The organism is Serratia sp. CY83965, assembly GCF_052166375.1.
GTDB classification, from domain to species: domain Bacteria; phylum Pseudomonadota; class Gammaproteobacteria; order Enterobacterales; family Enterobacteriaceae; genus Serratia; species Serratia marcescens.
Window position 1 is genome coordinate 453,301 of the sequence record NZ_JBJNOV010000004.1, and the last position, 18,308, is coordinate 471,608.

General features: G+C 59.3%; 20 protein-coding genes. 13 read left to right on the plus strand and 7 right to left on the minus strand.

Features of this window, described 5'->3' with window-relative positions:
- Nucleotides 1-95: 95 nt before the first annotated feature.
- From cutC to ACJ8PL_RS13050, 3 genes are all read left to right on the plus strand, one after another.
- Nucleotides 96-854 (plus strand): copper homeostasis protein CutC, encoded by a 759-nt coding sequence (gene cutC, locus ACJ8PL_RS13040; RefSeq protein WP_004932400.1) that lies wholly within the window; start codon nt 96-98, stop codon nt 852-854.
- Nucleotides 855-1,283: 429 nt separating this feature from the next.
- A complete protein-coding gene (locus ACJ8PL_RS13045; protein ID WP_028127482.1) occupies nt 1,284-1,688 on the plus strand; it encodes a hypothetical protein in 405 nt (134 codons plus the stop codon).
- Nucleotides 1,685-3,529, plus strand: a complete 1,845-nt coding sequence (locus ACJ8PL_RS13050; protein ID WP_442531205.1) for an FKBP-type peptidyl-prolyl cis-trans isomerase N-terminal domain-containing protein — start codon at nt 1,685-1,687, stop codon at nt 3,527-3,529. Before ACJ8PL_RS13045 ends, ACJ8PL_RS13050 begins: the two co-directional genes overlap by 4 nt.
- Before the next feature lie 37 nt (nt 3,530-3,566).
- Here ACJ8PL_RS13050 and cmoB read toward each other — a convergent pair whose 3' ends face one another.
- The 5 genes from cmoB to ACJ8PL_RS13075 form a co-directional block, all read right to left on the minus strand.
- Nucleotides 3,567-4,538: a tRNA 5-methoxyuridine(34)/uridine 5-oxyacetic acid(34) synthase CmoB gene (gene cmoB, locus ACJ8PL_RS13055; protein WP_442531206.1), complete on the minus strand. Its 972-nt coding sequence runs from the start codon at nt 4,536-4,538 to the stop codon at nt 3,567-3,569.
- The gene (gene cmoA / locus ACJ8PL_RS13060) at nt 4,535-5,278 is read right to left on the minus strand and encodes a carboxy-S-adenosyl-L-methionine synthase CmoA (RefSeq protein ID WP_016927432.1); all 744 of its coding nucleotides are present in this window, start codon (nt 5,276-5,278) and stop codon (nt 4,535-4,537) included. The genes cmoB and cmoA overlap by 4 nt, the downstream gene beginning before the upstream one ends.
- 102 nt (nt 5,279-5,380) lie before the next feature.
- Nucleotides 5,381-5,776 (minus strand): MAPEG family protein, encoded by a 396-nt coding sequence (locus ACJ8PL_RS13065; protein ID WP_172755980.1) that lies wholly within the window; start codon nt 5,774-5,776, stop codon nt 5,381-5,383.
- Nucleotides 5,777-5,878: 102 nt separating this feature from the next.
- Nucleotides 5,879-6,694 carry a DUF72 domain-containing protein gene (locus ACJ8PL_RS13070; protein ID WP_442531226.1) on the minus strand — a complete coding sequence of 272 codons (816 nt, stop codon included), beginning with the start codon at nt 6,692-6,694 and terminating at the stop codon, nt 5,879-5,881.
- Between the two features lie 53 nt (nt 6,695-6,747).
- Nucleotides 6,748-7,326: a hydrolase gene (locus ACJ8PL_RS13075; RefSeq protein WP_033634190.1), complete on the minus strand. Its 579-nt coding sequence runs from the start codon at nt 7,324-7,326 to the stop codon at nt 6,748-6,750.
- Nucleotides 7,327-7,580: 254 nt separating this feature from the next.
- Between ACJ8PL_RS13075 and ACJ8PL_RS13080 the strand changes: the two genes are divergently transcribed.
- The 7 genes from ACJ8PL_RS13080 (at nt 7,581) to ruvB (ending at nt 13,170) form a co-directional block, all read left to right on the plus strand.
- Complete coding sequence (locus ACJ8PL_RS13080) at nt 7,581-7,772, plus strand: FmdB family zinc ribbon protein (protein WP_033632845.1); 192 nt, start codon at nt 7,581-7,583, stop codon at nt 7,770-7,772.
- Between the two features lie 74 nt (nt 7,773-7,846).
- Nucleotides 7,847-9,631 carry an aspartate--tRNA ligase gene (gene aspS, locus ACJ8PL_RS13085; protein ID WP_016927435.1) on the plus strand — a complete coding sequence of 595 codons (1,785 nt, stop codon included), beginning with the start codon at nt 7,847-7,849 and terminating at the stop codon, nt 9,629-9,631.
- Nucleotides 9,631-10,077: a dihydroneopterin triphosphate diphosphatase gene (nudB, locus tag ACJ8PL_RS13090; protein ID WP_004932373.1), complete on the plus strand. Its 447-nt coding sequence runs from the start codon at nt 9,631-9,633 to the stop codon at nt 10,075-10,077. Before aspS ends, nudB begins: the two co-directional genes overlap by 1 nt.
- 19 nt (nt 10,078-10,096) lie before the next feature.
- Complete coding sequence (locus ACJ8PL_RS13095) at nt 10,097-10,840, plus strand: YebC/PmpR family DNA-binding transcriptional regulator (RefSeq protein ID WP_004932370.1); 744 nt, start codon at nt 10,097-10,099, stop codon at nt 10,838-10,840.
- Nucleotides 10,841-10,897: 57 nt separating this feature from the next.
- Nucleotides 10,898-11,419, plus strand: a complete 522-nt coding sequence (gene ruvC / locus ACJ8PL_RS13100) for a crossover junction endodeoxyribonuclease RuvC (protein WP_004932367.1) — start codon at nt 10,898-10,900, stop codon at nt 11,417-11,419.
- A 112-nt stretch (nt 11,420-11,531) separates the two neighbouring features.
- Complete coding sequence (gene ruvA, locus ACJ8PL_RS13105) at nt 11,532-12,146, plus strand: Holliday junction branch migration protein RuvA (RefSeq protein WP_016927436.1); 615 nt, start codon at nt 11,532-11,534, stop codon at nt 12,144-12,146.
- 19 nt (nt 12,147-12,165) lie between these two features.
- On the plus strand, nt 12,166-13,170 hold the full coding sequence (gene ruvB, locus ACJ8PL_RS13110) for a Holliday junction branch migration DNA helicase RuvB (RefSeq protein WP_016927437.1): 1,005 nt from the start codon (nt 12,166-12,168) through the stop codon (nt 13,168-13,170).
- Nucleotides 13,171-13,231: 61 nt separating this feature from the next.
- On the opposite strand, the gene znuB is transcribed toward ruvB, so the two are convergent.
- Complete coding sequence (znuB, locus tag ACJ8PL_RS13115; protein WP_016927438.1) at nt 13,232-14,017, minus strand: zinc ABC transporter permease subunit ZnuB; 786 nt, start codon at nt 14,015-14,017, stop codon at nt 13,232-13,234.
- Nucleotides 14,014-14,772 (minus strand): zinc ABC transporter ATP-binding protein ZnuC, encoded by a 759-nt coding sequence (gene znuC, locus ACJ8PL_RS13120; protein WP_004932357.1) that lies wholly within the window; start codon nt 14,770-14,772, stop codon nt 14,014-14,016. The genes znuB and znuC overlap by 4 nt, the downstream gene beginning before the upstream one ends.
- A gap of 78 nt (nt 14,773-14,850) precedes the next feature.
- Between znuC and znuA the strand changes: the two genes are divergently transcribed.
- The 3 genes from znuA to lpxM all read left to right on the plus strand — a co-directional run bounded on the left by znuA (nt 14,851) and on the right by lpxM (nt 18,259).
- Nucleotides 14,851-15,795, plus strand: a complete 945-nt coding sequence (znuA, locus tag ACJ8PL_RS13125; RefSeq protein ID WP_028127478.1) for a zinc ABC transporter substrate-binding protein ZnuA — start codon at nt 14,851-14,853, stop codon at nt 15,793-15,795.
- Nucleotides 15,796-15,816: 21 nt separating this feature from the next.
- The gene (gene mepM / locus ACJ8PL_RS13130) at nt 15,817-17,139 is read left to right on the plus strand and encodes a murein DD-endopeptidase MepM (protein WP_028127477.1); all 1,323 of its coding nucleotides are present in this window, start codon (nt 15,817-15,819) and stop codon (nt 17,137-17,139) included.
- A gap of 151 nt (nt 17,140-17,290) precedes the next feature.
- Complete coding sequence (lpxM, locus tag ACJ8PL_RS13135) at nt 17,291-18,259, plus strand: lauroyl-Kdo(2)-lipid IV(A) myristoyltransferase (protein WP_016927441.1); 969 nt, start codon at nt 17,291-17,293, stop codon at nt 18,257-18,259.
- Nucleotides 18,260-18,308 lie beyond the last annotated feature (49 nt).

The following is an 18,308-nucleotide window of genomic DNA, read 5'->3' on the forward strand; positions in this document are numbered from 1 at the left end:
AACCCTGAGCCGGTTTATGCCTATGCATGAGCCTACGTGAGAAATGAAGAAATGAACAATTGCCGCCGTATGTTGGCCGTTATCTGGGGGTGACAATGATAAAACTGGAAGTTTGTTGCTTTAGCGTCGACTGTGCGCTGACGGCCGAACGGGCGGGCGCCGATCGCATCGAGTTGTGCGCCAGCCAGAGCGAAGGGGGATTGACGCCGAGCTATGGCACGCTGCGTCTGGCGCGTGAGCGGGTTTCGATCCCGGTGCATCCGATCGTTCGCCCGCGCGGTGGCGATTTCTGTTACGGCGCGGTGGATTTCGAAGTGATCAAACAAGACATCCGCCAAATTCGCGAGATGGGGTTCCCCGGTGTGGTGGTTGGCATGCTGGACGACGAAGGGCACATCGATCTGCCGCGCATGCGCGAAGTGATGAGGCTGTGCGAAGGCATGGCGGTGACGTTCCATCGCGCGTTCGATATGTGTCAGAATCCGATGGTGGCGCTGGAGCAACTGACCGAGCTGGGTGTGGCGCGCATTCTGACCTCCGGCCAGCAGCAGAGCGCCGAACTTGGCCTGCCGTTGCTGCGCGATTTGCGCCAGGCCAGCCAAGGCCCGGTGATCATGGCGGGTGCCGGCGTGCGCCTCAGCAATCTGCATAAGTTTGTCGATATCGGCCTGCATGAACTGCACAGCTCTTCCGGCCATCTGGTGCCGTCGACCATGCGTTATCGCAAGGCGGGCGTCACCATGTGCTCCGATAACGAGTTTGACGAATTTAGCCATTATTGCGTGGATGGCGAAATGGTGGAGGCGATGAAAAACGCGCTGGCCTTGGTTGATCCTCTGGCGCAAAGCGCATAAACACGCAGTTAGCCGCGTTTGAAAACCGGTTTCCGGGCCGTAAGACCCCTTTGCGTGTCACTGAGTCCTCGGCGATCACGCAAGTACCAGGCCCCGGCGTTTTGCCGGGGCTTTTTTTATGTTTTGTAAAGACCATTAGCCGTTTCAATGCGGTATCTCGGTCGACCAACCCCCCATCTCTTCTTGCGATCGTCATGCCCTGCTGATAAGTTTGTGAATTAAAATCCTTTAAATATCATAATATTAAATGATTTTTTGATATGCATTGATGCAGTGAATTATTGGCGCCATGCCTCTCAATACTGCGTCTGCATTTTCATGTCCGAACACGGCTTGGCTGATGGCCGGAACATCACAGCATCAATGAGGAGAGCCGTCAGCTCGACTGCAGAGCGCGTTGGCGGCGGACTTAACAAGGAGATAATGATAATGACCCGAACGGCACACTGTTGGACCGCTGCGCTTTTACTGACGTTGGCCCTGACCGGCTGCCAGACCGCCAAGCGGCCCGTTTCTACATTGAGTAAGCCGCCCAGCGCAGAAGAAGTTGCGGAGCAGGATAAGCGGCAGCGTGAGGCCGAGCGCATGCAGCAGTGCCAACGCGAACTGGATGCCATGCGCGGCATGGATAACGAGAAATATCAGAAATTCAAACGCGAGTTCGATACCTTGATGAGCGGTGCGGCGCAGTATGCCGGCGTGCGCCAACGGATCAATACGGGCACGCAGGAAACCGTCGATGCACTGTATCGTTATCGCACCAGCCGTCTGTGCGCAGACATCAGTTCTGCCATGATGACCGGTCTGGCTGAGCGCGGAGAACGCGCCCAATGATCCCTCGTGCGAGAAAGGCACTGCTGAGCCTGATGATATCGCTGGCGCTTGCGCCAACGCTGGCCGTGGCGGATGACGATGTGCCTGCATTATTGCAGTTTGCCGAGCGCTACCAGCAACAGGATGCACCGGCGGCTGACGCCGCGGTTACCCCGCCCCGGGAAATCCAAAAGCCGGCGTCCCGGCCGGTTCAACTTCGTGAAACGGCTGCGCAGAGAAAGCAACTGACGCAGTTGCAAAAGGCGCTGCGTGAGAAAGAGACTCGACTGGAACAACAGCAAGCCGCTATTCAATCACTGCAGCAGGAGCTGACCGCGCTGCGCGTTGCGTCATCCCTGACGGTTGCCGATAAACCGGCACCGGCTCCCGATCTGAGCGCGTTGAGCGACTTCGCCAGCGGCGTGCGACAGGCGCTGAACCTGACGCCGCAGGAGCGCAAGGCTCAGGCGCAGATCGCCGAGGCGCAAGCCGCGTTGGTGCGGCAAAAGCAACAAACCGCGGAGCGAGATCGGCGCATTGCCTTGCTGGAACAACGGCTGGCGGCCTTGCCCAAACAGGCGGAAAACGTTCGGCAGCAGGTTTGGGAGGAGAAGCTGGCGGCGGCGCAAACCGCCAATGATAAAGCGCGTCAGCGTTATGAGCAGGACAAAAAAGCGGCCGCCGCTGAGCTGGAACGACAAAAGGTCGAGGCCGCCAAGTTGACGGATGAACTGCAGCGGCAGCTGGCGCAGCTGCAGAAAGAACAGGGCGTCCAACGACAGCAGGAGGGGCAACAAGAGAAAAGCCTGAAGAGGGCGCTGGAACAACAAAAAGCCGAAGCCGCCAAGGCGGTGGGCGAGCTTCAACAGCGGCTGGCGCAGCTGCAGAAAGAGCGTGATGACCAACGTCGGCAGGCCGAGCAACAAGAGAAAAGCCTGCAGGCGTCGTTGGCAAAGCAGGCGATAGAAGCCGCCAAAGCGACGGAGGAACTGCAGCGGCAGTTGGCGCAACTGCAGGAAAAAAACAAAGCGCAAACCGAGCAGGCCAAAATGCTGGAACAACGTCTGGCGGCGGTGACGGCGGAAAGCGCGCAGGCAGCGCAGAAGAGGGATGAAGCGACGCAACGGGCGGATAAAACGGCAGCGGAGCTGGCTGCCGCCCATCAGGCTCAGCAAGCTTTGCAAGACGAACTGAGCGGGCTGAGATCGCGGGCCAAATGGTTGCCGGAAGTGAAAACGCTGAAGAAAAAACCGGAGCAACAGAGCTATGCTGCCGGCGTCGCCTTGGGGCGCGATATCCAAACGATGCTGGCTGAGCGTAAAAATTGGGGCATCACACCCGATAAAACCATGTTGCTGGCCGGCGTGATCGATACCTTCAACGGCCATTACCAGTTGAGCGATGCGCAGCTGACCCGCGCGCTGGCGGAGTCGGAAAAAGCGGTGAGTGACGCCAGAAACCAGGCGGCGAAGACGCAGACCAGCAAGGGTGAGGCGTTCGTTGCCGAGTTCAAAAATAAGAAGGGCACGCAGAAATCGCCTTCCGGCTTCTGGTATCGCATCGATTATACGGGTGATGAAACCATTGCGGAAAACGCGCGGGTAGACATCGTGGTGAAAGAGAGCTTAACCGACGGCAGCGTGATTCAGGATATGGATCGCAGTGGAAAGGTGATGTCTCAGCCGCTCTCCGCCTATCCGCCGTTGTTCCGCGAGGCGATCGGTCATCTGAAAAATCACGGTTCGCTGACGATGGTGGTGCCGCCGGCGTTGGCGTACGGTGAAACGGGCTATGCGCCGCAGATCCCGCCGAACGCGACGATGGTCTATGAGCTGCGGATTGTCGATGCCAGCAACGGGTAACTGGGGGCCGGCGCAGGCCGGCCCGATTAAGCGAGCGCTAGGGTTTTTTTGCAGTCAGCACGGCGCGCAGGGGCGCCGGATAGCCTTCGATTGTTTTACTGCGATCGTTCGGATCGAGGAATTCGGCCAGTGATTCGCTGGTCATCCAGTCGGTGCGGCGCTGCTCTTCGAGACTGGTGACGCACATATCGGCAATCTTCACGTCGACGAAACCGCACTTCTCCAGCCAGCATTTCAGCGCCTCGGCGGAAGGAATGAAATACACGTTGCGCATCTGCGCATAACGATCGCCCGGCACCAGCACCTGGTGGCGATCACCTTCCACCACCAGCGTTTCCAGCACCAGTTCGCCTTCAGCTACCAGCTGATTTTTCAGTTGATACAGATGATCGAGCGGCGAGCGGCGGTGATACAGCACCCCCATTGAGAACACGGTGTCGAACGCCGCCAAATCAGGCAATTGCTCGATGCCGAGCGGCAGCAGGTGGGCGCGCTGATCGCCGCCCAACAGCTTGCGCACCGCTTCGAACTGGCACAGGAACAGTTGCATCGGATCGATGCCTACGGCGAGATGTGCGCCGGCGCCGATCATGCGCCACAGGTGATAGCCGCTGCCGCAGCCGACATCGAGAATGGTGCGTCCGGCCAGCGGAGAAATGTGCGGCAGCACGCGATCCCATTTCCAGTCGGAATGCCATTCGGTATCGATATCGATGCCATACAGCGAGAACGGCCCTTTACGCCACGGCATCAGGGTGCGCAGCATTTTCTCGACGCCTTCAAGCTGGCCCGGCGACAGGCCGGGCTCCATCTCAGCGCGCACGCCGTGCAGCAGATCGAGACGGGTGGGGGTCAGCGTCGGCAAATGTTCCACCGAGTTGAACCACTGCTTGAATTTGCCGTGCAGCGATTCGCGTTGCCAGGCGCTCAGCTGTGGGGGCAGCGTATCCAGCCAGTGGCTGAGAGGGCTCTTGGCAATGCGCTGATAGAAATCACCGAATTCGATCATTGCGCATCCCCCGCTTTCAGGGCGATCAGTGAACCGAAGTTGAAGCACTGGAACCACACCTCAGCATGCTCGAATCCGGCCTGTTGCAGACGCGCCTTGTGCGCTTCCACTGAATCGGTCAGCATCACGTTTTCCAGCATGCTGCGTTTTTGGCTGATCTCCAGCTCGCTGTATCCGTTGGCGCGTTTGAAATCGTGGTGCATGTTGAACAGCAGCTCGCCGACTTCGGCGTCTTCAAAGCTGAATTTTTCCGACAACACCAGCGCACCGCCCGGGCGCAGGCCACGATAGATTTTCTCCAGCAGGCGCAGGCGATCGGCCGGTTCGAGGAACTGCAGCGTAAAGTTCAGCACCACCATCGAGGCGTTCTCGATGTCGATGTCGCGAATGTCGGCTTCGATGACGTCAACCGGCGTGTCGGCGCGGAAGGCGTCAATATGGCGGCGGCAACGTTCCACCATCGCCGGCGAATTGTCGACGGCGATGATAGTGCAGCCGGGCACCTTGATATTTCGCCGCATTGACAGCGTCGCTGCGCCCAGCGAGCAGCCCAGGTCATACACCCGGCTGTCGGGTTGCACAAAGCGTTCGGCCAGCATGCCGATCATCGAGATGATGTTGGAATAGCCGGGAACCGAGCGTTGGATCATGTCGGGGAACACTTCGGCGACGCGTTCGTCGAAGGTCCAGTCGCCCAATTTGGCGATGGGAGCGGAGAAAAGGGTATCGCGGTTTGGCATAGCGGCAAATCAGTTCAGAATTCGAAGCTGCGTAGTCTAACAGAAAAGCGCAAAAAAGCGGAGCGGAAGCAGGCGGCACGGCCGCCTGATGATAAAACGGGATCAGTGCAGGCTGAAAATCAGATCCCAAGGCAGATAGAAGATATTTGCCAGAACCATCAACAACAAAGAGATATAGGTCGCGGCCATGCCGGAACGGCGCCAGCGAACCTCACGGTTGCGTAAACCGTAGTAATGCACCAGCCGCCCGGTCATCAGCATCAGGCCGCAGAGGTGAATCATCCAGATTTCCGCGCCGTTCATTTCCATGATCACCAGCAATACGGCAGCGATAGGAATGTATTCAACGGCGTTGCCATGCACGCGTATGGCGGTCTGCAATTCGTAGAAACCGCCGTCGCCGTAGGCTACGCGGTACTGCATCCTTAATCTGACTACGTCATAAGAGAGTTTGATCAACAACAATGCGCCGAGCACCACATAAAGCGCGCTTACCATTTTTAACTCCGTTCCCTAACCAAAACTGGCAGTCAGCATCATAGCCGTCATTGTATTCACTGTCGCGGGGAAATATTTGATGTTATTGGTCAGATTAATAGGTCAAAACAGTGCATCTTGTTCTGGCCAGTCTGGCGGCACAGGCAAATCAGGGATCGCCAGGCGCAACTGCTGCCAAATTTTTTGCGCCTGCTGGGGCGAATCGCCGTTGTCCGGCGTATGAATAAACAGATAGGGCTGATGCTGTTGCTGCCACTGCGGCAGTTTTTGCTGCCAGGCTTCGAACCAGCGCAGGTTATCGGCCAACTGGTCACCGCCGATAAAGCGCACCAACGGTTGGTTGGCGGTGACCAGAGCGTGTACCGGCAGCTTCGGTTTTTTCTGCTGGGCATCGCGTACGGCAGCGGTGTTGGGGGCGGCGTGATGCACCGGGCGGCTGTCGAGGATCACCCGATTGATGCCGCGCTGGTGCAACCCCTGATTCAACGCGCGCTCTTCCTCGCCCTTGGCGAAAAACGCCGGATGACGCACTTCTACGCCGTAGGTGAATTCCTGCGGCAGGCTTTCGAAGAACTGCCACATGCGCGGCAGCTCATCGGGGCCGAAGGCGGCGGGCAGCTGCAGCCACAACTGGCCGATGCGCTGATGCACCGGGCTCAGACAGTGGTAAAACGCCTGCAGCTCGGCGGCGCAGTTGCGCAGGGCGGCCTTGTGGCTGATGTCCGACGGGAATTTGAAGCAGAAGCGAAAATCGTCGCCGGTCATGTCGCGCCAGCGCTGCACGATGTCCAGTTTCGGCAGCGCGTAGAAGGTGGTGTTGCCTTCCACGCAGTTGAAGTAGCGGCTGTAATCCGCCAAATCACGCAGCCCGATACGGTTCCAGGCTGCATGTTGCCACTGCGGCAGTCCGATGTAGATCACGGCGTCGTCTTCCTTTACTTGTGCTTGGCTTGTCAGGCTACAACTTAACGTTACCGGTCGAGCGCGGCAAGAATTTCGCCGGTGTCGCGCACCCGCGCCAAACGCGGGAAGATGTGTTCGAACGCGAAACGGTGCATTTCCGCGTTCTGCGCGCTGCAGACGTCTTCGGCGATCACCAGCTCATAGCCGTGTTCCCAGGCGGCGCGGGCGGTGGACTCCACGCCGATATTGGTGGATATGCCGCCCAAGACTACGGATTTGATGCCGCGACGGCGCAGCTGCAAGTCCAGATCGGTGCCGTAGAAGGCGCCCCATTGGCGCTTGGTGATCAAAATATCGTTGTCGCAGACCGCCAGCGGCGCGGGGAACTCCCACCAAGTGGCCGGCAAACCGCCGGCGGGCGCGGGAGCCGGTTTATCCACCGGTTGTTTCAGCGCCTCGGCGAAGGAGTCTGACCAACCGACGCGCACCAACAGCACCGGCGCGCCCAGCATGCGAAAACGCGCGGCCAGTAGGGCGGCGTTCGCCACCACCTGGTCGGCGCCGTGCGGGCCGCCGGCGTAGGGCAGAATACCGTTTTGCAAATCGATCAGCACCAGAGCGGTGGTTTGGGCGTCAAGTTTCAGCATGGATTTCATCTCGTTGCGAAGTGGATAAAAACTGTTCGGCGCGTCGGACGAGCTGCGTTCGGCGCAAAACCGGGGGAGAATCAGGCTACGTGAAAAAACTGTCGCAGGTTAATGGGAAATTTGTTAACCGATGTGTTGATTCGGACAAAAACGCGCCATTTAGTGCAGTAACAATGCTGTGTTCGCACTTATCGGGCGGATGAATTTCCTTTATAATGATTCCCTTTTTTCAACACTCTTTAATCCAACGACCTATGCCGATTTATGAATATGCATGTGGTGCTTGCAACCATCGGTTAGAGAAATTGCAAAAATTTTCCGATGCGCCGCTGGCAGACTGCCCGGCGTGTGGGCAGCCCGCGTTGACCAAGTTGATCTCATCCTCCGGCTTCCAGCTTAAGGGCACCGGCTGGTATGCGACGGATTTTAAACCGGGTAACAAGTAGAATTTATCAGATAACAGCCGCGCGACAGGGGCGCAGTAGCCCGGCGCGGCATCGGCTGTGTAAAAGGATAGCGTATGCGTACTGAATATTGCGGGCAGTTGAATCTGTCCCACGTGGGCCAGGAAGTCACTCTGTGTGGTTGGGTCAATCGTCGTCGCGATCTGGGCGGCCTGATCTTTATTGATATGCGCGACCGCGAAGGCATCGTGCAGGTGTTCTTCGATCCGGACCAGAAAGTGGCGTTCGACAAGGCCTACGACCTGCGCAATGAGTTCTGCATCCAGATCGTCGGCACCGTGCGTGCGCGTCCGGACAGCCAGATCAATAAAGATATGGCCACCGGCGAAGTGGAAGTGTTTGCCCACGCGCTTGAGATCATCAACCGCTCCGAGCCGCTGCCGCTGGACTCCAACCAGGTCAACAGCGAAGAAGCGCGCCTGAAATACCGTTACCTCGATCTGCGTCGCCCGGAAATGGCCGAGCGTCTGAAGACTCGCGCCAAAATCACCAGCTTCGTGCGTCGCTTCATGGACAGCCACGGCTTCCTCGACATCGAAACGCCGATGCTGACCAAGGCGACGCCGGAAGGCGCCCGCGATTACCTGGTGCCGAGCCGCGTGCACAAGGGCAAATTCTACGCGCTGCCGCAGTCTCCGCAGCTGTTTAAACAGCTGCTGATGATGTCCGGCTTCGATCGTTACTACCAGATCGTCAAATGCTTCCGCGATGAAGATCTGCGTGCGGATCGTCAGCCTGAATTCACCCAGATCGACGTCGAAACCTCCTTCATGACCGCCGAGCAGGTGCGTGAAGTGATGGAGAAACTGGCGCGTGAACTGTGGCTGGACGTGAAGGGCGTGGATCTGGGCGATTTCCCGGTCATGACCTTCGCCGAAGCGATGCGTCGCTTTGGTTCCGACAAGCCGGACCTGCGTAACCCGCTGGAGCTGGTGGACGTGGCCGACCTGGTCAAGGACGTCGAGTTCAAAGTGTTCTCCGGCCCGGCCAACGACGCCAAAGGCCGCGTGGCGGCGATCCGCGTACCGGGCGGCGCACAGCTGACCCGCAAGCAGATCGATGAGTACGGCGCTTTCGTCAACATCTACGGCGCCAAAGGCCTGGCCTGGCTGAAGGTCAACGACCGCGCCGCCGGCATGGAAGGCGTGCAGAGCCCGATCGCCAAATTCCTCAGCGCGGAAGTGCTGGAAGCTGTCCTGGCGCGCACCGACGCGCAGACCGGCGACATCCTGTTCTTCGGCGCAGACAGTTTCAAGATTGTCACCGATGCGATGGGCGCGCTGCGCCTGAAGCTGGGACGCGATCTGGGGCTGACCCAACTCGACAGCTGGGCGCCGCTGTGGGTGGTCGACTTCCCGATGTTCGAAGAAGACGAAGAGGGCGGCCTGGCGGCGATGCACCACCCGTTCACCTCGCCGCGCGACATGAGCCCGGAAGAGCTGGCCGCCGCGCCGGTCAACGCTATCGCCAACGCTTATGACATGGTGATCAACGGTTACGAAGTGGGCGGCGGTTCGGTGCGTATTCACCGCAGCGAAATGCAGCAGACGGTATTCAGCATTCTGGGCATCGACGAACATGAACAGCGCGAGAAGTTCGGCTTCCTGCTGGACGCGCTGAAGTACGGCACGCCGCCGCACGCCGGCCTGGCCTTCGGCCTGGATCGTCTGGTGATGCTGCTGACCGGCACCGACAACATCCGCGACGTCATCGCTTTCCCGAAAACCACCGCGGCGGCCTGTCTGATGACCGACGCACCGAGCTTCGCCAACCCGGCGTCGCTGCAGGAGCTGGCGATCAGTGTGGTAAAGAAAGCCGGTGCGGAACAAGAGAGCGAGTGATGAGTTACAAGCGCCCTGAATCTATCCTGGTAGTGATTTACGCGAAATCCAGTGGTCGGGTGCTGATGTTACAGCGGCGCGACGATACCGAGTTCTGGCAGTCGGTCACCGGCAGCCTGGAACAGGATGAGTCGCCGCCGCATGCCGCACGGCGTGAGGTCATGGAAGAAGTGGGCATCGATATCGAAGCAGAGCACCTGCCGTTGTTCGATTGCCAGCGCTGCGTGGAGTTTGAACTCTTTGTCCATTTGCGACATCGCTATGCGCCGGGAACCACGCGCAATAAAGAGCACTGGTTCTGTCTGGCGTTGCCCGAGGAGCGCGATCCGGTAATTACCGAGCATCACGCTTACCAATGGCTTGAGGCGGCCGAGGCCGTGAAGTTGACCAAGTCGTGGAGCAATCAGCAGGCGATTGAAGAGTTCGTGATCAATTCAGTCCAGTAGTTTTTTTCGGAGATTTTTTATGGCAGGTCATAGTAAGTGGGCCAACACAAAGCACCGTAAAGCGGCGCAGGACGCCAAGCGCGGTAAAATTTTCACCAAGATTATTCGTGAGCTGGTCACCGCCGCGAAGCTGGGCGGCGGCGATCCGGATTCCAACCCGCGTCTGCGCGCGGCGATGGACAAGGCGCTGTCGAACAACATGACGCGCGACACCATGAACCGCGCGATCGCGCGCGGCGTGGGCGGCGATGATGATACCAACATGGAAACCATCATCTACGAAGGCTACGGCCCTGGCGGCACCGCCGTCATGATCGAATGCCTGAGCGACAACCGCAACCGCACCGTGGCGGAAGTGCGTCACGCCTTCACCAAATGCGGCGGCAACCTGGGTACCGACGGTTCCGTTGCCTACCTGTTCACCAAGAAGGGCGTAATCACTTACGCACCGGGCCTGGATGAAGACAGCGTAATGGAAGCGGCGCTGGAAGCCGGTGCGGAAGACATCGTGACCTATGACGATGGCGCCATCGACGTGTTCACCGCCTGGGAAAGCCTGGGCGCGGTGAAAGACGCGCTGACCGCGGCGGGCTTCGAAGCTGAAGCGGCGGAAGTGTCGATGATCCCATCGACCAAGGCCGACATGGACGCGGAAACCGCGCCTAAGCTGCTGCGCCTGATCGATATGCTGGAAGACTGCGACGACGTGCAGGAAGTTTACCATAACGGTGAAATCTCCGACGAAGTGGCGGCGACGCTGTAATCCGGTAAAACGGGCGCCGCCGTTCGGCGGCGCCGTGCATGCAAGGTGGATGTAGATATGGCGATCATACTCGGTATCGATCCCGGCTCGCGCGTCACCGGCTATGGCCTTATTCGCCAGCAGGGGCGTCAGTTGAGCTATATCGCCAGCGGCTGCATCCGTACGGTGGTGGACGACATGCCGACGCGGCTGAAGCTGATTTACGCCGGCGTCAGCGAGATCATCACCCAGTTTCAGCCCGATTTCTTCGCCATCGAACAGGTATTTATGGCCAAGAACCCGGATTCGGCGCTCAAGCTCGGTCAGGCGCGCGGCGTTGCGATTGTCGCGGCGGTGAATCAGAATCTGGAAGTGTTCGAATATGCAGCGCGGCAAGTCAAACAAACCGTGGTCGGCACCGGCGCAGCCGAAAAGGCGCAGGTGCAGCACATGGTGCGTTCGCTGCTCAAACTCTCGGCCAACCCGCAGGCGGACGCCGCCGACGCCCTGGCCATCGCCATCACCCATTGCCATCTCAGCCAGAACGTGCTGCGGATGAGCGAAGGGCGGCTTAACCTGGCGCGCGGGCGTTTGCGCTGACGCGAAGCGATGATTGCTCAGGCTGGATATTCATCCAGCCTTTTTTATGTTATAAGCTTTACCAGCAACGGCATGGCAGGGCGCCATGCCCGGTCATTCTGCAGGAGGGTAAATGATAGGTCGTCTCAGAGGAAATATTCTGGAAAAGCAGCCGCCGCTGGTGTTACTGGAGGCGAACGGTGTGGGCTATGAAGTGCACATGCCGATGACCTGCTTTTACGAGCTGCCGGAACTGGGGCAAGAGGCCATCGTGTTTACCCACTTCGTGGTGCGCGAAGACGCGCAGCTGCTGTACGGTTTCAACGACAAGCAGGAGCGCGCGCTGTTCCGCGAGCTGATCAAGGTCAACGGCGTCGGGCCGAAACTGGCGCTCGCCATCCTATCAGGCATGTCCGCGCAGCAGTTCGTCAGCGCGGTGGAGCGCGAAGAGATCACCGCGCTGGTCAAGCTGCCGGGCGTAGGCAAGAAAACCGCCGAGCGCCTGGTGGTCGAGATGAAAGACCGCTTCAAAGGGCTGAACGGCGATCTGTTCAACAGCAGCAGCGAGATCAGCCTGCCGTCCGCCGCGGAGAAAGCGCCTGAGGCTGACGCGGAGGCCGAAGCGGTCTCGGCGCTGGTAGCGCTGGGCTATAAGCCGCAGGAAGCCAGCCGCATGGTCAGCAAAATTGCCAAGCCGGGTGCCGACTGCGAGACCCTGATCCGTGACGCGTTGCGCGCTGCTTTGTAAGGCCGCTAAGAGGTAGATAATGATTGAAGCCGATCGCCTGATCTCCGCCGAACCGATCAATGAGGAAGAAGTCCTCGATCGCGCCATTCGTCCCAAGCTGCTGACCGAATACGTGGGTCAGCCGCACGTACGCGAGCAGATGGAGATCTTCATCCAGGCGGCCAAGCAGCGCGGCGACGCGCTCGACCACCTGCTGATCTTCGGCCCGCCGGGGCTGGGGAAAACCACCCTGGCCAACATCGTGGCCAACGAAATGGGCGTGAATCTGCGCACCACTTCCGGCCCGGTGCTGGAGAAGGCGGGCGATCTGGCGGCGATGCTGACCAACCTCGAACCGCACGACGTGTTGTTCATCGACGAAATTCACCGTTTGTCACCGGTGGTGGAAGAAGTATTGTATCCGGCGATGGAAGACTATCAGCTAGATATCATGATCGGTGAAGGGCCGGCGGCGCGTTCGATTAAGCTCGATCTGCCGCCGTTCACGTTGGTGGGAGCCACCACCCGTGCCGGTTCGCTGACCTCGCCGTTGCGCGATCGCTTCGGCATTGTCCAGCGGCTGGAGTTTTATCAGGTGGCGGATCTGCAGCACATCGTCTCGCGCAGCGCCGGGTGCCTGGGGTTGGAGCTGTCCGACGAGGGCGCCCATGAAGTGGCCCGCCGCGCGCGCGGCACGCCGCGTATCGCCAACCGCCTGTTGCGCCGGGTGCGTGATTTCGCTGAAGTGCGCGCCAACGGCGTGATCAGCGGTTCGGTGGCGGCGCAGGCGCTTGATATGCTCAACGTCGATGCCGAAGGCTTCGACTATATGGATCGCAAACTGCTGCTGGCGATTATCGACAAGTTTACCGGCGGCCCGGTCGGGTTGGACAACCTGGCGGCGGCGATCGGTGAAGAGCGCGAAACCATCGAAGACGTGATTGAACCGTTCCTGATCCAGCAGGGCTTTATCCAGCGCACGCCGCGCGGCCGCCTGGCGACGCAGCATGCCTACCGGCACTTTGGTCTCGAACGCGAAGAGTAAATTTTTAATCCGCCAATAAGAAAGGGCCGCAGATGCGGCCCTTGTCATATCCCGGTTTTAATCAAGCCTGCTGTTTTTTGAACAGGCTCAGCGTGAACAGCACGGCGGCGCTCAGCACTACCGAAGGGCCGGCCGGCGTATCGTAAAACGCCGAGAAGGTCAGGCCGCCGGTGACGGCCACCATCCCGAGCAGCACCGCGACGCCGGCCATCTGTTCCGGCGTGCGCGCGAAGCGGCGGGCGGTGGCTGCAGGGATGATCAGCAGCGAGGTGATGATCAGCGCGCCGACGAATTTCATCGCCAGGCCGATGGTCAACGCGGTGACCAGCATCAACACGGTGCGCGCCCGCGCCAAATTGACGCCATCGACGTGCGCCAGCTCCGGGCTGATGGTCATCGATAGCAGGTCGCGCCATTGCCACCACAGCACCAACAGCACCACGGCGACGCCGCCGGCGATCATCACGATGTCGCTCAGCGTGACCGACAGCAGATCGCCGAACAGGTAGGCCATCAGATCGACCCGCACGTTGGACATCAACGCCACCACCACCAGCCCCAGCGACAGGGCGCTGTGGGCCAGAATGCCGAGCAGCGTATCCACCGAGAGCTGCGGGCGACGTTCCAGCCACACCAGGGCCAAAGCCAACAGCAGCGTAATGGCGATCACCGCATAGAAGGGATTGATGTCCAGCAGCAGACCAAAGGCGACGCCGAGCAGCGAGGCGTGCGCCAGGGTGTCGCCGAAGTAGGACATGCGGCGCCAGACCACGAAGGAACCCAGCGGCCCGGCGGCGCTAGCCAACAACACGCCGGCCAGCCAGCCGGGAAGTAACAGTTCAATCATGCTTCGCGGCTCCCGGTTTTCTTCAAGACAATTCTTCCCTGCAGATCGTGGCGGTGATTGTGATGGTGGCGATACACCGCCAGTTGCTCTGCGCCGCGGTTGCCGAACATGGCGATGAATTCAGGATGCATCGACACCACCTCCGGCGCGCCGGAGCAGCAGATGTGCTGATTGAGGCACAGTACCTCGTCGGTTTTCGCCATCACCAGATGCAGATCGTGCGACACCATCAGCACGGCGCAGCCCAGCTCTTTACGCAGCTGATCGATCAGATCGTACAGCGCCAGCTGGCCGTTGACGTCCACCCCTTGCGTGGGTTCGTCCAGCACCAGCAGCTGCGGTTTGTTCAGCAGCGCTCGCGCCAGCAGCACGCGTTGGTTTTCACCGCCGGAGAGCTTTTGCATTGGCTGGTCGAGCAGGTGGGCGGCGTGCACGCGCTTGAGCGCCGGCAGAATGTCGGCTTTCTTTACGCCAGGTTTAAGACGCATAAAACGGCTGACGGTCAGCGGCAGGGTGGCGTCGAGGTGCAGCTTTTGCGGCACATAGCCGATGCGCAGATCGGGCTCACGCTCCAGCGTGCCGGCGGTCGGTTTGACCAATCCCAGCACCACGCGCACCAGCGTGGATTTGCCCGCGCCGTTCGGGCCAAGCAGCGTGAGAATACGGCCGGGTTGCAGGCTGAGGGAAATGTTCGACAGCACCTTGCGGCTGCCGAAGGCGACGGAGATATTTTTTAGCGTTATCAGTGTAGACATCTCGAGATTACAGGTTGCAGAACGAAGCGAATGTTATAATATCACGCCTTGTTGATGAAAACGATGGGATTACTGATGATGGCAAAGAAAAATAAATGGCTGCAGCGTACGCTGTTGGCCAGCGCACTGTTGATGGCCGGCCCGCTGAGCAGCGCTTCCGCTGCGGTGGTGACCTCGATTCGCCCATTAGGCTTTATCGCTTCGGCCATCGCCGACGGCGTGACGCCGACCGAAGTGTTGCTGCCGGACGGCGCTTCACCGCACGATTTTGCGTTGCGTCCTTCGGATATCCAACGCTTGCGTTCCGCTGATCTGGTGTTGTGGGTCGGTCCGGACATGGAAGCGTTCCTGAACAAGGCGCTGGTGCCTATCTCGGCGACCCGAAAGCTGGCTGTCAGCGAACTGCCGGCGGTGAAGCCGTTGCTGATGAAAGGCGAAGAGGATGACGATCATGATCATGCAGGCGAAGCGCATAACCATGCCGATGACGATCATGGGCATCATCACGGCGAGTACAATATGCACGTTTGGCTGTCGCCGGAGATAGCAAAAGTGACCGCGATCGCGATTCACGACAGATTGTTGGAACTTATGCCGCAAAATAAGGACAAATTAGACGCAAACCTGCGCCAGTTCGAGAATCTGCTGACGCAAACTGACAAAAATGTTGGTAACATGCTTACGCCTGTGCAAGGTAAGGGTTATTTTGTTTTTCATGATGCTTACGGCTACTTTGAGAAACACTACGGTTTGAGTCCGCTGGGCCATTTCACCGTCAATCCCGAAATTCAGCCTGGAGCACAGCGCCTACACCAAATTCGAACACAGTTGGTTGAGCAGAAAGCGGTATGCGTTTTTGCTGAGCCACAATTCAGGCCGGCCGTAATCAATGCCGTCGCCAAGGGTACCAAAGTGCGTTCCGGAACGCTGGACCCGCTGGGCACCGGCATCGCGCTGGGGAAGGACAGCTACGGGAAATTCCTGGCTCAGCTGTCAAACCAGTACGTGAGCTGCCTGAAGTAAAGCTTATGAGGATAATATCGAGTGCAGCAGATAGTCCGAACTATCGCTCTGGCGTATAACAACCTGCCACGGCCCCACCGCGTCATGCTGGGGTCGCTGACAGTCGTCACATTGGCCGTCGCTGTTTGGCGGCCTTTTGTTTACCACCCAGAACACAACCCCATCGCCAAGAGCGTCGAGTTAGAATCCAGCCAGATGCGGTCATTGCTCCCCGAAGCCAGTGAACCGATAGATGCCGACCAACCCACCCCCGATGACGAAATCCCGCAGGATGAGCTGGATCAGAAAGATGCCGGCGACGACGGCGTGCATGAATATGTGGTTTCCACCGGTGACACCCTTGGCAGCATTCTGACGCAGTACGGCATCGATATGTCGGATGTCACCTTGCTGGCTTCGCAAAACCGCGATCTGCGTAATCTGAAGATCGGCCAACAGCTGTCGTGGACCGTGAACGATGCGGGCGATCTGCAGCAGTTGACCTGGGAAGTTTCGCGCCGCGAAACCCGCACCTATGACCGCGTCGGCAATAGCTTCAAAGAGTCTAAAGAGGCGCAGCAGGGCGAATGGCGCAACAACGTGATCAGCGGCCGGGTCAACGGCAGCTTCGTCAGCAGCGCCGGCGACGCCGGGCTGAGCCGTAACGAAATCAATGCGGTGATCAAGGCGTTGCAGTGGCAGCTCGATTTCCGCAAGCTGCGCAAAGGCGACCAGTTCTCCGTGCTGATGTCGCGTGAGCATTTCGACGGTAAGAAATCGCAAAGCCAGCTGTTGGGCGTGCGTCTGCGCACCGGCGGCAAGGATTACTATGCGATCCGCGCCGAAGACGGCAAATTCTACGATCGCCAGGGCTCTGGCCTGGCGCGCGGCTTCATGCGTTTCCCGACCATGAAGCAGTTCCGCATCTCCTCCAACTTCAACCCGCGCCGCGTGAACCCGGTGACCGGCCGCGTGGCGCCGCACAAGGGCGTCGATTTCGCCATGCCGGTCGGCACGCCGGTGCTGGCGGTCGGCGACGGTGAAGTGGTGATCGCCAAGCGCAGCGGCGCAGCGGGCAACTATGTGGCGATCCGCCACGGCCGCCAGTACACCACGCGTTATATGCACCTGAAAAAACTGCTGGTGAAACCAGGGCAGAAGGTGAAACGCGGCGATCGCATTGCGCTCTCCGGCAACACCGGCCGCTCCACCGGGCCGCACCTGCACTTTGAACTGTGGACCGGCCAACAGGCGGTGAACCCGCTGACGGCCAAACTGCCGCGTTCCGAAGGGCTGGGCGGCAAAGACCGCAGCGATTATCTGGCGCAGGTGAAGGAAGTGGTTCCTCAGCTGCAGTTGGATTAACGTCCCCCTTTTTTCCGGCGCTCCGGCGCCGTTAATTTCATCGGCCTGATTGCGGGCCGATGCTGTTTTATCTGGGCGGTTCGCGGTTGTTAATTGCAAAATCGGTGATGGCAATTATGATTAGCCGAATCGCTAAGCGAAGAGCACGTGCATGCAAAACGAGAAGAAATCGAACGTAGAGTTCATCCCGCAGTTTCAAAAAGCCTTTTTATACCCGCGCTACTGGGGCGTGTGGTTGGGAACCGGCCTGATGGCCGGCGTTTCGCTGGTGCCTGCGCGTCTGCGCGATCCGGTGCTGGGGGCGGTCGGCAAACTGGCCGGCAAGCTGGCGAAAGGCGCGCGCCGTCGTGCCCGCATCAACCTGCTGTATTGCTTGCCGGAATTGCCGGAAAGCGACCGTGAGCACATCATCGACCAGATGTTTGCCTGCGCGCCGCAGTCGATGGTGCTGATGGCGGAATTGGCCTGTACCAAGCCCGAGAAAGTGCTCAAGCGCGTGCGTTGGCACGGTGAAGAGGTGTTGGACAAGATCCGGGCGGAAGGGCGCAACGTGATTTTTCTGGTGCCTCATGGCTGGGCGGTAGATGTGCCGGCGATGTTGATGGCCGCGCGCGGCCAACCGATGGCGGCGATGTTCCACAACCAGCGCAATCAGCTGATCGACTACCTGTGGAATGCCGTGCGTCGTAAATTCGGCGGCCGCATGCACGCGCGCAATGACGGCATCAAACCGTTTATCAGTTCAGTTCGCCAGGGGTATTGGGGTTATTATCTGCCCGATCAGGATCACGGCGCTGAGCACAGCGAGTTTGTCGACTTCTTTGCCACCTATAAGGCGACCTTGCCGGCGGTCGGACGGCTGATGAAGGTATGCCGTGCGGCGATCGTGCCGTTGTTCCCGGTGTACGACGGCAAAACCAGCATGCTGGATATCTATATTCGCGAGCCGATGGACGATCTGGCCGACGCTGATGACCCACGGATTGCCCGCCGTATGAATGAAGAAGTGGAAAACCTGGTGGGCCCGAATCCGGAGCAGTACACCTGGATCCTCAAACTGCTGAAGACGCGCAAGGAAGGGGAGATTGAACCCTACTCGCGCGACGATCTGTATCGTTAATCCTTTCTACCGCTAACGCCGGTCGGGCTACACCCCGGCCGGCGTCACT